A 14252-nucleotide genomic window follows, 5' to 3' on the forward strand; every position below is an offset into this window, starting at 1 on the left:
TTAGAAGCAACAAACCTCGATGAGTAAGCTCCAAAAATAAGCGATTAAAAGTGATCCCACCATGAACTAGCTTCCATTTAATCCTGCAGGGGGAATCTGAATGAAGAGCAAAGTGCGCATTATCCCATTTCAAGTAGTTGAACAATGGAATCAATTTAATGAAGTCCCAGAAGGAGTCGCTCTAATTGGAGCAGAGCAAGTATGGAAGCAAACAAAGGGACGGGGAATAACCATAGCAGTTTTGGATACTGGCTGTGATGTTACACATCCAGATTTGCAGGAACGAATTATTGGAGGAAGAAATTTCACACACGATGATCAACAAAATCCAGATATTTTTCAAGATTATAATGGTCACGGTACTCACGTAGCAGGCACAATTGCAGCAGCTCATAATGGTACAGGTGTTGTAGGAGTGGCTCCCGAAGTGAATTTACTTATTCTGAAAGTACTTGATGAAAATGGTTCAGGTCAATATGAGTGGATTATTGAAGGTATTACCTACGCTATTAAGCAAAAAGTAGATATCATTTCGATGTCGCTTGGAGGTCCGGCGGATGTGCCTGAGGTACATGAAGCGATTCAAGATGCTGTTGATCAGAATATTTTAGTTGTCTGCGCAGCGGGAAATGAAGGAGATGGAGAAGGCTCCACAGATGAGTTTGCGTACCCAGGGTCATATAATGAAGTGATTAGCGTAGGAGCTGTTGATTTAGAGAAACGATCTTCGGCATTTTCCAACTCAAACAACGAAGTAGATGTAGTGGCTCCGGGAGAGAAGATTGTATCAACTTACTTGAACGGAAAGTATGCCGCACTGAGCGGAACCTCTATGGCAACACCTCACATAGCGGGGGCCTTAGCATTGATAAAAGTTCTTTCAAATGAAACGTTTGGAAGGACACTTACAGAACCAGAGCTTTATGCACAGTTAATTAGAAGAACGCTTCCATTAAATGAATCACCAAGAGAAGTAGGAAACGGATTTGTGCACTTGACCGTTGTTGAAAAGCTGTTGCGTGAAATTCAACGTCAAATGACTTCAGAGGTGATCGGATGAGAAGCAGTTTAGATATGTTAATGATGGAAAAGCAGCAGGCAAAAGCTCTTTATCACGAATACGTAAACAATCGAAGTTATTATGATGAAAAGATGGATGAAGAAAATAAAAATCTTTATTATCAAGATACGCTCTTTGAAAGAGAAGCCATGCAAACTTTGTTAACGGAAACGCATCAGCATTTGCTGAGTTATTCGCCACATAAATATGTATATCCATGGGTGGATCTACAGGAGAATGGGGAGCTGAAAAGTCTATACTCAGGGAAAGGGATGGATCCGTTAGAAACTATACAGCAAGATATTGATCAACTTCAGGCGCTTAGTAACTCATCTTTTTCAAGCAATGATATACTGCTGAACTGTGAGCACGTTGTCCCGCAATCTTGGTTTGGGAAACAAGAGCCTATGAGAGGTGATTTGCATCATTTATTTGCGTGTGAACCTTCTTGTAACAGTCGAAGAGGCAATTCTTCTTATATTGACTTCCCGGATTATACGCCGGAAGTAAAGCAATCAGATGTGAAAGAAGGATGTGGCAAAGCAGAAAAAGGTAAGTTTGAACCTGAATATGGCAAAGGAATTGTGGCTCGGGCTACGCTTTATTTTTTTATTCGCTATCATAATAAAATTGACTCTTCGCGAGTAGATCTTCCTCTTTTACTAAAATGGCATGAAGAATTTACTGTTTCACTTTATGAAAAACATCGCAATGCAGCAATCTTTGAGTTGCAAGGCAACCGAAATCCTTTTATCGATTTTCCTGACAAAGCAGGTGCGTTAATGAGTTCTGCTTTCTAAAATAGCGAAGAGATCCGCTTCGGATTGAAGCGGATCTCTTTTGGATAATCTAATATGAAAATCCATATTTATCACTTAAAAGGGCATCCATTTTATTTAATAAGCGAAAATATTCTTCTTGTTCTTCTACAGTTAGAGCTGCTAGCATATCTTTTAAAAATCCATTTCGCTTCTCTGTAATCATTAAAACAAGTTTCTTTGATTCATCGGTCAGTGAAACCCACACGACTCTCCGGTCTTTTTCGTCTCGCACGCGTTGAATGAGAGATTCTTCTTCCAATTGATTTAATAAGCTAGTTGTAGCGCCCGAGGTTAAGTGAAGTTTATTTGAAATATCTGCTACCATATACTTTGTGCCGCTGGCAATGTAGTTTAAGATATAAAATTTAGTGGGTGTTAAGTGATAAGGCTGTGTTTTTAATGTTTCTTCGACTAAATGCCGCATATATTGAAAAAAAGATGTGTTAATTTGATAAAGGTGTTCAATTTTTGAATCTAAATTGTTATCCATGCTAGCTTCCATCTCCTTGTACACTACGGACGTATATAAACTAACTCTAAAATAAAATGAAACAATTGTAAAGGATGGCAATGATTATCTTTAACCACCATTATTATTTTTAAATTAATATCTTTACGAAAAAATATCTTTATGATAAAGTTATTTAGGTGGTTAACCAAATAGATGACTGTAAAGAAACATATCTCATAATAGATGGAGATAATATCTTTATGAAAAAGCTATATAAAAAAGTAATTTTATTAGTGAAGTATTAAGGAGGAGTAATGAATGTCTAGAAGTCGCTTAATGGTAACAAATTTTATTGGAATTATCGTTATTTTAGCTTTATTAATTGGAGGAGGATATTATTACGTTCAAAAATCGAACTATATTACAACGGATAACGCTAAAGTATCCGGAGATGTATACAATGTAGTTGCACCTGCAGCAGGTAAAGTAGCAAGCTGGACAGTAGAAGAAGGAAATGATGTATCAAAAGATGCTGAAATTGCTAAAATTCAAGCTGAAAAAGGGTCTGTAGCTGCTAAAGTGCCAGCAGATGGAAAAATTATTCAAACAAACGTAAAAGAAAATCAAATGGTTCAAGCTGGACAGCAAATTGCAACGGAAGTAGATATGAAAGACCTATTTATCGTAGCAAATATTAAAGAAGATCAGCTTAAGGATATTAAAGAAGGCGACGATGTAGATGTAACGGTAGACGGAGACAGCAGTGCAAAAATCGACGGCAAAGTCGAAGAAATTGGATATGCAACCAATTCACTTTCATCTTTAACATCGAACTCAAGCTCAGATGGAAACTACACAAAAGTGTCTCAAACGGTTCCTGTGAAAATTTCTATTTCTAATTATTCAGAGCATGTACTGCCAGGTATGAACGCCGAGGTAAAAATTTCGAAAGACTAATTCTTACTACAACAGTTCAAGAAAGGAGGAAATATGATGACAGCCAGTATAGAAAACACAAGTGATGGATCCATCAAAAAGCATATTCCGCTATTGATTGTTTTAATGCTTGGTTTGTTTCTTGCGATATTAAACCAAACGTTACTGAACGTAGCCATCCCGCATTTGATTACTGAGTTTGGCGTAACGGCAAATACAGCTCAGTGGTTGTTAACAGGATATATGCTTGTGAACGGGGCGTTAATTCCGCTTTCAGCTTTTTTAATTGAACGATTTGGTGTGCGTCGCTTGTTCTTATTTGCAATGTTTTGTTTTACAGTAGGGTCATTGATTTGCGGAATTGCACCTACGTTTTCGATTATGCTTACCGGCCGTTTAATTCAAGCTATTGGCGGAGGTGTCTTATCGCCTCTTGTTATGACCATTATTGTGTTTATTTTCCCTCCTCACATGAGAGGAAAAGGGATGGGGATTTTTGGTTTAGCCATGATGTTCGCACCGGCTATTGGACCAACGTTATCTGGATGGGTTATTCAAAACTATGATTGGCACATCCTTTTTAACGGCATGGTGCCATTAGGTGCCATTGTATTAATTATTGCTTTCTTTCAATTAAAAGACATTCAGCCTCCAAAGGATGTAAAAGTTCACATGCCTTCTGTTGTGACATCACTTGCAGGTATGGGATTATTGCTTTATGGATTCAGTGAAGCTGGAAATGACGGCTGGACGGATTCAGTTGTTCTTTCTACAATCATTGGTGGAGCAGTTCTTTTAATTATATTTGTTCTTCAACAAATTAAATCTGAAAAGCCGCTATTGGATATGCGTGTGTTTAAATATAATATTTTTTCACTATCAAATATTATTAGTATTGCGATTACAATCAGTATGTACGCAGGTATGTTCTTGCTTCCAATTTACTTGCAAAATATCCGCGGATATTCTGCTTTTGATTCAGGACTGCTCTTGCTTCCTGGCGCACTTGTTATGCTGGTTATGTCGCCGATTTCAGGTACATTGTTTGATAAGGTGGGACCTCGTCCGCTAGCAATCGTTGGTATGCTCATTACATCTATTTCAACGTTTGAATTTACGAAGCTGACGATGGATACACCGTTTAATCATATTTTAGCGATTTATATTATTCGCTCGTTCGGTATGTCACTGTTAATGATGCCGATTATGACAGCGGGTTTGAATCAGCTTCCGCAGCGACTAAGCAGTCACGGAACATCAATGTCTAATACGCTTCGTCAAGTAAGTGGTTCAATTGGTATTAGTTTAATGACGACCATTTTTACGAACCGTACAACGTATCATGTAAATGAAATCAGCAGTTCCATGAATACGTCTGATCCATTCTTTATGAACAGCTTTCATTTATTTGTACAAAAAGTAGCTGCTACTTTGCATTTATCACAAGATCAGGCTCAGCAGCAAGCGCTGAAGGTTTTATCTGGAAAAATGACGCAGCAAGGTACGATCCAAGGTATTAACGATGCCTTTTACTGGGCAACAGCAATTTCTGTTATTGGTTTAATTTTAAGTTTCTTCCTTCGTGATGTACGTAAAGATAAAGTAGTCGAAGAAAAGAAATCAAAAGCTCAAGAGGAAGATATTCGTATGCTTCCAGCTCCAAAAAGTATAAATTCATAAGGAGCTATAGAAATCTAAAGTTCATCATAAAAATGTTGGAGAGAAAGGGTCAGTGAGGCGGATGGATCCATTGATATTTGGTGAAGAAATTCAAAGAATTTCAATATCTTTAAACAAAAAAGTAATGACAAATGTAAAAAGCCTTTTACAGCATTACGGAATTACCCCTTTTCAATATCATATTTTACTGATTGTTGAACGTGCAGATACAATGCCTGTCACCAAAGTGGCAGACGAGATAAAGGCGAGCCCAAGCGTTATTACAGCATCGATTACACGTTTGTATGAACTGAATCTTGTGGAGCGCTACCATTCAAAAAGAGATAGGCGTAAAGTTATGGTCGAGCTTACAAACAAAGGGAAGCAAGTGATTCAAGCTGCTGAAAAAGACATGCAGCAAGGGGTTGAAAAACTGTTTGCTTGCTATAAAGAAGAAGAACAGCAGCAATTTCTCACGCTCTGTCGACAGCTAGATGAACATGTGACTTGAACTTGAGTAGAAAAAAGTATATTGAGTTAAGCGGAGTGAGTGTAAATGAATAAAGAAACGGTAAAAAACATTCGGAAAAACTACAATATGAATCAGCGAAACTTCGCTCAAGCAGTAAACTGCAGTTTTTCTTTAATTGCACTGGTTGAAGTGGGGAAGCGAAGAGTAACAAAAAACTTGGAAGACAAAATTAAGCAAGCATTTCAATTGAACGATCACGATTTAAAAACACTGCAAGGGTAATACAAAAAGTAGGTGTGAAACGAGCGCACCTACTTTTTGTCGTCTTGTTTTTTTGTAAGCGGATCTACCGTATGTTTATAATCGTAAGCTTTCGAAGTAGTAACTATGCATAGCAGTAAAATAACAAATACAATGATAATAGAGAGCGTAATAATGATGATCATATAAAACGTCCTTTCTTTTTCTTATTACGTATGCTTTCGGTCTTATTGGTAAAATTCCTTCTTTCTCCACATAGTGCAGAAACGACAAACGCATACTAGTAACAGCCTAAAATAAAGGAGTGTTTATAATGAATGAAAAAGAGTTGAAAAAACAATTAAAAAAGGTAGCGGATTATCCTTCATCTAAAGCAGATGGAGTAGACGAAGAGTTTTCTCGTGAATTAGCAGACCAAGACGATTTAGAAGCTCAGGCTAGAGCGAACGCTGCAGATGAAAGACAAAAAAAGCAAAACTAAAGCTGAGATAAAAGTATTTTAGCCCAAGTGAAAAACGAACCACTAATCAAAATGTTTGATTAGCGGTTCGTTATTTTTGTTATGGTGTAACGAGCGGTTCAGCTCATACATTCAATTGGTTTGTCTTTAGATTGGATTGACGTTGTTATTTCTCAGCCTCGTTTATTATTTTTTCAAAAGTAAATAAACAAAGTAAGGAGCACCGATTACGGCGGCAATAATTCCTGCTGGTACACCGTTAGGATCGGCAATGTTATGTCCTATTGTATCTGCAATCAGCAAGAGCCAGCCGCCAAGTAAAATGGCAACGGGAATAAAAAGCTGGTTTCTCGGTCCGACTAAGCCTTTGGCAATATGAGGAGCAAGAAGCCCAATAAAGGCCACGCCGCCTGTAACTGAAACTGCGGCTGCCGCTAATGCAACCGCGGCTAGAAGCAATGTGATACGCTCTTTCTCCATAGCGATACCGACTCCAATAGCTGCAGCTTCATTTAAGTTAAAAATGTTTAATGAATTTGCTTTGTACAATATAAAAGGAATCAAGACAAGCAGCCAAGGTAGAAGTGCCCATATAAAAGGCCAGTCTGTCCCCCAAATGTTTCCTGCAATCCATTTAGCAATAAAATCAACTTTAGCACGATCAGCTGATGACATAATCACCACCATCATTCCAGAAAGAGCCATCGAAAAACCTACGCCTGTTAAAATAAGTTTTACAGGCTGCAGTCCTTGGCTTTTACTATATGCACAAAGGTAGATAAGACTAGCTGTAAACAAGGCACCGATGAACCCTACTAACGGAAGAGCATACAAGAAAGAGCCAGCTTCAATTGGAAAAAATAAAAAGAATACGGCAATTGCGACGCCTGCTCCTGAATTAATTCCTATAATTCCAGGTTCCGCTAAGTCATTGCGCGTAACCCCTTGTAAGATAGCGCCTGATAAAGCTAGAGCCATTCCTGCTAAAAGAGTAATGATAATTCGCGGAAGTCGAATTGAAAAAAGAACAAACTCATCTGCAAAATTCCCTTTGCCAAACAGAGTAGGAAATACTTTATTATAAGGAAGGGAGGCATCCCCAAGCCCCATCCCTATTACAATCGTTCCAAGAATCAAAACAGTGAGCAGCATCATAATTATTCGTTGTTTTCTAATAAGCGCTGGGTGGATCATGATAATGCTTTTCCTCCTTTACGAACAATGACTAAAAAGAAAGGTAAACCAATCATGGATACAACTGCTGCTATCGGTGTTTCATAAGGCGCACTTACGGTTCGGCCCAACGTATCAGCGAGCAGCATAAACGCTGCGCCAGTGACAGCGGACATAGGGATAATATAACGATAGTCGGTTCCTACAATTCCTCGTACAATATGAGGAATCATCAAGCCGATAAACACCATGTTTCCGACTAGCGCAACAGAAGCACCTGCAAGAAGAATCATGACAACAAATAAAACGGTTTTGACCTTTGTTGTTTGCTGACCTAACCCCACAGCGACTTCTTCGTTTAAGCTTAAAATAGTAAGCTGCCGGGAAAGCAAAAGGGCAATGAATATACCTCCGACAATAAAAGGAACAATGATTTGAAGCTGTTCCCAAGAAGTGCCTACCATTCCGCCAGCAGTCCACATCGATACATCTTTTGAAATTTTAAAATAAATACCGACGCCTTCTCCGATCGCATAAAGAAACGCTGAAACGGCAGCCCCGGCTAGTACAATTCGAAGCGGAGAAAAACCGCCTCTTTTTATAGCAGCAATTCCAAATACCAAAATTGCGCCAACCGCAGCTCCGATAAAGCAAGCAATCGTAATACCTAAATAATTTACAGAAGGGATAAAGGCAATGGTTACAGCTAAAGCTGCATTTGCGCCAGAAGTTAAGCCTAAAAGTCCTGGATCTGCAAGAGGATTTCTTGTCATACCTTGCATAATCGCCCCTGATACTGATAAAGCAGCGCCAACAAAAACAGCGGCGATTTCACGAGGTAAACGAATATCTCGGATAATCGAAATCTGTTCGTTTACACTGCTTGATGAAAGCGCTAGCCACACATCTTTTATCGATATATCAGCAGCGCCAAAAACCATTGAAGAACCAAACGTTATGATGAATACGAGCAGCATACCTATCAATTTATATAAAAAAGGAATGAAACGCTGATTGTCTATTTTCATAAAACACCCATCTTTTCATGTAAGAATAAATGTAGTAAAACAAAGCAAGAGGAATTCTAAAAAGAATTCCTCTTGAATGAATTACTTGCCAAGAAATTTTTGAGTAAAGAAATCTAGTTGATAATCTAATGTGATTGGATCATTAAAATAAAATTCTTTTGCATTTGCTTCAAATACGTGATTATTCTTTACAGCAGGAATATTTTTGTACGTATCTGTTTTCTCAAATGATGTATCTCCATCTTGGTTTTTGCTGAAGATTAAATAATCTCCGGCATATTCAGGAAGAACTTCTGGTGAAATTGCATAGTAACCATCTTTCAAAGCCATGTCTTTTACTTTCTCCGGCATTTTTAATTTCATTTCTTGATAAAGAATTTCTGTTCCGCGTCCCCAGTTATCGCCAAACACATAAAGCTGCTTGTCAAAGTTTTCAATAACTGAAACCGTGGTATCGTCGCCAATTTTAGCTTTGATGTCAGAACCAGATTTTGCCGCACGCTTTTTAAAATCGTTTACCCATGACTGTGCTTCTTTTTCTTTATTTAATAGTTTGCCGATTTCTACATGCTGAGTAAGGTAATCTACTTTATCGTATGTATACGTAACGGTAGGAGCAATTTTTTTCAATTTATCAACGTTTTTTGTAGTAGATAAGCCAATAATTAGGTCAGGCTTTAATTTAATGATTTTTTCTAAATTTTCATCTGATACTTCTTCAACGCCTTTTAATTTCTTTTCAAAGCGGGGATTCATTTTAGACCATGAATCCACTCCGACAATATTGACACCTAATGACATGACGTTACCTGCGTAGGAGCCTAACACTACAACACGTTTCGGGTTAGCCGGAACTTTTACAGGACCGTCTTCCGATTGATATGTGATTGTCTTGGATCCGCTGTTTCCTTTATTAGAATCGTTTTTGCTTTCAGTTGAACCGCTGCTGCAGGCACTAATAAGTAGTACGAATATGAGCATGAATGGAAGCAGTAATTTTTTCATTTAGTTATCTCCTCTTAATAAGTTATACGTGATGCACATTGGTTTATTGGTTCTCGGGTCTCGTCCGATTTCAGCGTCGATATGAAACACTTTTTTTAGAACGTCATGCGTAATGACTTCGTCACACGTTCCGGCTTTAACAATTTCTCCATCTTTTAAAGCGATAATATAATCTGCAAAGCGAGCGGCTTGATTTAAATCGTGAAGCACCATTACGACGGTACGTTCTTGCTCTTTGTTTAGCTTTTGAAGCAGCTCAAGCACTTCTAACTGATGAGCCATATCTAAGTAGGTAGTCGGCTCATCGAGGAATATAATATCTGTTTCTTGAGCTAAAGCCATTGCAATCCACACTCGCTGACGCTGACCGCCTGAAAGAGAGTCAACGAGACGAAATTTGTAATCTTTTGTTCCGGTTACTTCAAGCGCCCAGTCAATCGTTTGATAGTCTTGTTTCGACAGACGCCCAAACCCTTTTTGATAGGGAAATCGCCCATAAGATACAAGTTCTCCAACAGTTAAGCCGCTGGCACTTTCGGGGGTTTGAGGGAGAATGGCCATTTTTTTAGCTAGTGCTTTTGTATGTTCTGTTGAAATATTTTCGCCATCTAAAATGACGGAACCGGATTGATGAGAAATAATGCGGGTGACGGCTTTTAAAAGCGTTGATTTGCCGCATCCGTTTGAACCAATAATCGTGGTAATCTTTTTGTCTGGAATGTTAACGCTTAAATTCTTTACTATTGGACGTTCACCATAACTAATATGTAATTTCTCTGTATATAGGCGAACCATATCTGACCCTCCGTTTACGTTTAATACAACAAATATTTGATAATGATTATCAGTATCGTTTACTTTACATACTATAATTCGAACGTTTCGGGATGTCAATAGTTATTTTTATTGTCAAAACGGTGAAGAAGATGTATATTCAAATGAGAATGATAATCAATAACAATTAATTGCAAGGAGTGGGTGTTCATGACACATAACGAACTGTTCGACGTGACGATTATAGGCGGGGGACCGGCTGGCCTTTATTCTGCCTTTTATAGTGGACTAAGAGAAATGAAAACAAAGCTGATTGAATATCAGCCAAAATTAGGCGGAAAATTACACGTTTATCCTGAAAAAATGATTTGGGATGTAGGAGGGCAAACGCCTATTTCTGGGGCGAAGCTAATTGAACAGCTTGTTGAACAAGGGCTGACGTTTGATCCAACTGTTGTTTTAAATGAGAAGATTGAATGGATTTCTCGCTTAGAAGATGGTATTTTCCAGCTGACGAGTTCTTCAGGTGAACATCATTACTCTAAAACCATTATCCTTGCTGTCGGAGGAGGTATTTTAAATCCGCAAAAACTCAAAATTGAAGGGGCAGAACGATTTGAAATATCAAATTTAAACTATACGGTTAAATCTTTGCAGCATTTTAAAAATAAAACGGTGATTGTTTCCGGGGGAGGCAATTCAGCCATTGATTGGGCAAATGAGCTAGAGTCCGTTGCTAAAAAAGTATATATTACGTATCGAAACAGTGAACTAAACGGTCATGAAGCACAAGTGAGACAATTAATAAATAGTTCAGCTCGGTGTCTGCTTAACACATCTATTACAAAATTAGTGGCTGATGCGACGCATGAATTTATTGAAAAAGTTGAGCTGACTAATCATCAAACCGGTGAAATTTCTTATTTACCGATTGACGAAGTCATTATTAATCACGGTTATGAAAGAGATACAGAGCTGTTAAAAAACAGTGAATTACATATTAAAACCATTGATGACTGCTATATTGCAGGTAACGCAGCAAGCGAAACGTCTGTAGAAGGCGTGTATGCAGCGGGAGATATTCTCATGCACGAAGGAAAAGTCCATTTAATTACAGGTGCTTTTCAAGACGCTGCTAATGCCGTAAACAAAGCAAAACAATTTGTTCAGCCCTCCGCGGCTAAGACAGCTATGGTTTCTTCTCATAATGAAGTATTCAAAAAGCGCAATTCAGCACTAATTAAACAAATGATGACGTAAAGCGAGGTGCAGTGTGCATGTCGCTTCTTTTTCTAGGGTGGAATTATCTAAGCAGGGAGGCAGGGAACGAAAAAAGAAAAGAGAAATATAATAAAAGAAAACGCTTACATTTAAAAAATGACATAGTGCTTGTGTGCATAAGGGGGAAGCCGTATGAATGAAAAAGAGAAATATCAGTTTGAAACAAAAGCCATTCACGCAGGGTATGAATCAAAACATCATTTTGATAGCTTAGCTCCACCTATTTATCAAACGTCTACATTTACATTCTCATCTCTAGAACAAGGTGCAAACCGGTTTAGCGGAGCAGAAGATGGTTATGTATATTCCCGGTTATCGAATCCAACGGTCACCATTTTAGAAGAGCGTATGGCACAGCTTGAAGAAGGAGAAGCAGCTTTGGCATTTGGATCGGGAATGGCTGCAGTATCGGCTGTATTGATTGGACTTACAAAAGCAGGCGATCATATTTTGTGTTCTAAAGGAGTGTATGGATGCACGTTTGGTCTCTTAGAAATGCTTGAGGAAAAATATCAAATCCATCATTCTTTCTCCAACTTGGAAACTGAAGAAGAAATTCTTGCTGCTATCAGAAAAGATACAGCATGTATTTATATTGAAACACCGATTAATCCGACTATGACTTTAGTAGATTTAGAGTTAGTTGCTTCTATCGCCAAACAAAAAGGAATTCCTGTGGTAGTAGACAATACCTTTTCAACTCCTTATTTGCAGCAGCCGCTGAAGCTTGGATGCGACTTAGTCATTCATAGCGCAACAAAATTTATTGGTGGACACGGAGATGTTGTTGCAGGAATTGTAGTAGGGAACAAAGAGGTTATTTCCGTACTGCGCAAAACGACGCAAAAAGATATCGGAGGCATTCTTTCCCCGTTTGATGCGTGGCTGTTACTCCGCGGGTTAAAAACACTGGCCGTTCGGATGGATCGTCACTGTGAAAATGCTGAACACATCGCAAAACAATTAAGTCTCCACCCCAAGGTGAAAGCCGTTTATTATCCGGGTGATAAAAAGAGCACTGCTTATTCTCTCATGCAAAAGCAAATGAAAAAAGGAGGGGGGCTTCTCTCTTTTGAAGTGGAAGGCGGTTATGAAGAAACCGTAAAAGTGGTTAATCAGCTTAAGCTCATTTCCATTGCGGTGAGTCTTGGAGATGCTGAAACACTTATTCAGCATCCTGCCTCGATGACGCACGCAGTCGTGCCGGAAGAAGCTCGAAAAGAAATGGGAATCTCAAATGAACTCCTTCGCTTATCAGTTGGGCTGGAAGCATGGGAAGATATTATGAGAGATTTACAGCAGGCATTAGATAGTATATAACAAACGCTCAAACAGCGCTTGAAGTATCTTAAGGATATTTCAAGCGTTGTTTTTTGAATATCAACTGCATGTCATCACTCATAGATCTTTTTTTGCGAGTGGAACTTTACCTACATCTTTAGACAAATGTCCTAGACAGAAGAGATGCCTTTCAATAGACTAAAGGTTATCTGTAAAAATACAATATTTAGGTAAGGAAGGTGCTCTGCTATTATGCTTCATAATCCAACTGGAAAAAAACGTCTAGGATTGGCGTTTCTCCTCAGCACGCTTGCGATATTAGGTCCGCTTAATATCGATATGTATTTGCCAAGTTTCCCTGCTATTGCTGATCATTTAGATGCGCGAGCTTCACTTGTACAGCTTAGTTTAACATCATGTTTACTAGGCCTTGCCATTGGTCAAATCGTGATCGGTCCAATCAGTGATGCGAAGGGACGAAAACGACCTTTACTCATTTCCATCTCTTTATTTATGATATCGTCCTTGCTCTGTGCTTTGGCTCCTACTATTACAGCTTTAGTCATCGCACGCTTTTTACAAGGGTTTACCGCTTCGGCAGGAGTTGTTCTTTCTCGCGCGATTGTCAGAGACGTTTTTAGTGGAAGAGAGCTTACGAAGTTTTTTGCTCTATTAATGGTTATTAATGCCTTTGCACCAATGATAGCACCAATGGCCGGAGGTGCTATTTTACTTCTTCCTTTTGCAAGCTGGCATACTATTTTCTTGTTTTTAAGTTTAATAGGCCTTTTAATTGTCTTAACAATTTCAATGCGTTTAAAAGAAACTTTGCCAATTGAAAATAGAACGCCAAGTTCAATTGGTCATTCCATTCGCACGATGGGCAGTCTATTACAAGACCGTTCTTTTATTGGGTATGCCTTAATTGTCGGACTGGTCCATGGAGGTAGCTTTGCTTATGTATCAGGCACTCCATTTGTCTATCAAGGGATCTACCATGTTTCTCCGCAAATTTTTAGCATTTTGTTTGGCATTAACGGCTTAGCCATTGTGACTGGAAGCTTTATTATTGGGCGCTTTAGCGGAATTCTTCATGAAAGAAGCCTGCTTCGCATTGCCGTGATTACGGCTGTAAGTGCTACTAGCGTACTTCTTATCATGACCATGCTTAAAGGGCCGCTGGCTACGATTGTTATTCCCATTTTTATTTACATGATCTCTATAGGAATGACGATCACAGGCTCGGTGACATTGGCAATGAAAAATCAAGGACATAGAGCAGGAAGTGCGAGTGCCGTGTTAGGCATGCTTCCACTAACTTTAGGATCCATTGTTTCTCCTTTAGTGGGTATTAACGAAACAACAGCGATTCCGATGGCTGCTATTTTATTTAGTACGGCGCTTTTAGGTTTTGTAGCTTTCTTTACGTTAACTAAAAACAAGAAAGAAACAGAAAAGTGCGAAGTTAACGAGTTTAAAACGAAGGTTTCTCCGTAATCACTTTTTTGAATGTTTGAAAGCATCACTCCTTTGTAAAAATGAGTGATGCAAATTTATTCAAGTATTGGATAATATGTGCTAACCTTAGGG

At 38.6% G+C, this 14252-nt stretch carries 16 protein-coding genes; 10 read left to right on the forward strand and 6 right to left on the reverse strand.

The window, feature by feature from the left end; translation table 11 throughout:
• Positions 1 to 100 precede the first annotated feature (100 nt).
• Together AC1D0Y_RS10055 and AC1D0Y_RS10060 are read left to right on the forward strand one after the other, a co-directional pair.
• Complete coding sequence (locus AC1D0Y_RS10055; protein WP_060746749.1) at positions 101 to 1060, forward strand: S8 family peptidase; 960 nt, start codon at positions 101 to 103, stop codon at positions 1058 to 1060.
• Positions 1057 to 1860, forward strand: a complete 804-nt coding sequence (locus AC1D0Y_RS10060) for an endonuclease I family protein (protein WP_060746750.1) — start codon at positions 1057 to 1059, stop codon at positions 1858 to 1860. The genes AC1D0Y_RS10055 and AC1D0Y_RS10060 overlap by 4 nt, the downstream gene beginning before the upstream one ends.
• 49 nt (positions 1861 to 1909) lie before the next feature.
• On the opposite strand, the gene AC1D0Y_RS10065 is transcribed toward AC1D0Y_RS10060, so the two are convergent.
• Positions 1910 to 2371: a MarR family winged helix-turn-helix transcriptional regulator gene (locus tag AC1D0Y_RS10065; RefSeq protein ID WP_050690712.1), complete on the reverse strand. Its 462-nt coding sequence runs from the start codon at positions 2369 to 2371 to the stop codon at positions 1910 to 1912.
• A 279-nt stretch (positions 2372 to 2650) separates the two neighbouring features.
• On the opposite strand from AC1D0Y_RS10065, the gene AC1D0Y_RS10070 reads away from it, so the two are divergent.
• From AC1D0Y_RS10070 to AC1D0Y_RS10085, 4 genes are all read left to right on the forward strand, one after another.
• A complete protein-coding gene (locus AC1D0Y_RS10070; RefSeq protein WP_013082429.1) occupies positions 2651 to 3289 on the forward strand; it encodes a biotin/lipoyl-containing protein in 639 nt (212 codons plus the stop codon).
• A gap of 33 nt (positions 3290 to 3322) precedes the next feature.
• Positions 3323 to 4948 (forward strand): DHA2 family efflux MFS transporter permease subunit, encoded by a 1626-nt coding sequence (locus AC1D0Y_RS10075; RefSeq protein WP_034275603.1) that lies wholly within the window; start codon positions 3323 to 3325, stop codon positions 4946 to 4948.
• Between the two features lie 61 nt (positions 4949 to 5009).
• Positions 5010 to 5438: a MarR family winged helix-turn-helix transcriptional regulator gene (locus tag AC1D0Y_RS10080; protein ID WP_043979311.1), complete on the forward strand. Its 429-nt coding sequence runs from the start codon at positions 5010 to 5012 to the stop codon at positions 5436 to 5438.
• 45 nt (positions 5439 to 5483) lie between these two features.
• On the forward strand, positions 5484 to 5681 hold the full coding sequence (locus AC1D0Y_RS10085; RefSeq protein ID WP_013082432.1) for a helix-turn-helix domain-containing protein: 198 nt from the start codon (positions 5484 to 5486) through the stop codon (positions 5679 to 5681).
• A gap of 29 nt (positions 5682 to 5710) precedes the next feature.
• On the opposite strand, the gene ytzI is transcribed toward AC1D0Y_RS10085, so the two are convergent.
• Entirely contained in the window at positions 5711 to 5845 is a 135-nt protein-coding gene (gene ytzI, locus AC1D0Y_RS10090) for a YtzI protein (RefSeq protein WP_013082433.1), read from the reverse strand.
• A 128-nt stretch (positions 5846 to 5973) separates the two neighbouring features.
• On the opposite strand from ytzI, the gene AC1D0Y_RS10095 reads away from it, so the two are divergent.
• Complete coding sequence (locus tag AC1D0Y_RS10095) at positions 5974 to 6141, forward strand: YfhD family protein (RefSeq protein ID WP_081085297.1); 168 nt, start codon at positions 5974 to 5976, stop codon at positions 6139 to 6141.
• A gap of 165 nt (positions 6142 to 6306) precedes the next feature.
• Here AC1D0Y_RS10095 and AC1D0Y_RS10100 read toward each other — a convergent pair whose 3' ends face one another.
• The 4 genes from AC1D0Y_RS10100 to AC1D0Y_RS10115 form a co-directional block, all read right to left on the reverse strand.
• Positions 6307 to 7314, reverse strand: coding sequence for a FecCD family ABC transporter permease (locus AC1D0Y_RS10100; protein ID WP_477707541.1), 1008 nt, complete (start codon positions 7312 to 7314; stop codon positions 6307 to 6309).
• Positions 7311 to 8321, reverse strand: coding sequence for a FecCD family ABC transporter permease (locus AC1D0Y_RS10105; RefSeq protein ID WP_336090858.1), 1011 nt, complete (start codon positions 8319 to 8321; stop codon positions 7311 to 7313). Before AC1D0Y_RS10105 ends, AC1D0Y_RS10100 begins: the two co-directional genes overlap by 4 nt.
• Before the next feature lie 81 nt (positions 8322 to 8402).
• Entirely contained in the window at positions 8403 to 9326 is a 924-nt protein-coding gene (locus AC1D0Y_RS10110; RefSeq protein WP_028408057.1) for an iron-hydroxamate ABC transporter substrate-binding protein, read from the reverse strand.
• Positions 9327 to 10121, reverse strand: coding sequence for an ABC transporter ATP-binding protein (locus AC1D0Y_RS10115; protein ID WP_060746753.1), 795 nt, complete (start codon positions 10119 to 10121; stop codon positions 9327 to 9329).
• 189 nt (positions 10122 to 10310) lie between these two features.
• Here AC1D0Y_RS10115 and AC1D0Y_RS10120 point away from each other — a divergent pair, with 189 nt between their 5' ends.
• From AC1D0Y_RS10120 to AC1D0Y_RS10130, 3 genes are all read left to right on the forward strand, one after another.
• Positions 10311 to 11360: an NAD(P)/FAD-dependent oxidoreductase gene (locus AC1D0Y_RS10120; protein WP_060746754.1), complete on the forward strand. Its 1050-nt coding sequence runs from the start codon at positions 10311 to 10313 to the stop codon at positions 11358 to 11360.
• Positions 11361 to 11513: 153 nt separating this feature from the next.
• The gene (gene megL / locus AC1D0Y_RS10125) at positions 11514 to 12701 is read left to right on the forward strand and encodes a methionine gamma-lyase (RefSeq protein ID WP_028408060.1); all 1188 of its coding nucleotides are present in this window, start codon (positions 11514 to 11516) and stop codon (positions 12699 to 12701) included.
• Between the two features lie 213 nt (positions 12702 to 12914).
• Positions 12915 to 14159: a Bcr/CflA family efflux MFS transporter gene (locus AC1D0Y_RS10130; protein ID WP_060746755.1), complete on the forward strand. Its 1245-nt coding sequence runs from the start codon at positions 12915 to 12917 to the stop codon at positions 14157 to 14159.
• The last annotated feature ends 93 nt before the right edge of the window (positions 14160 to 14252 follow it).

The sequence above is a fragment of the Priestia sp. P1_B12_1 genome, assembly GCF_056406695.1.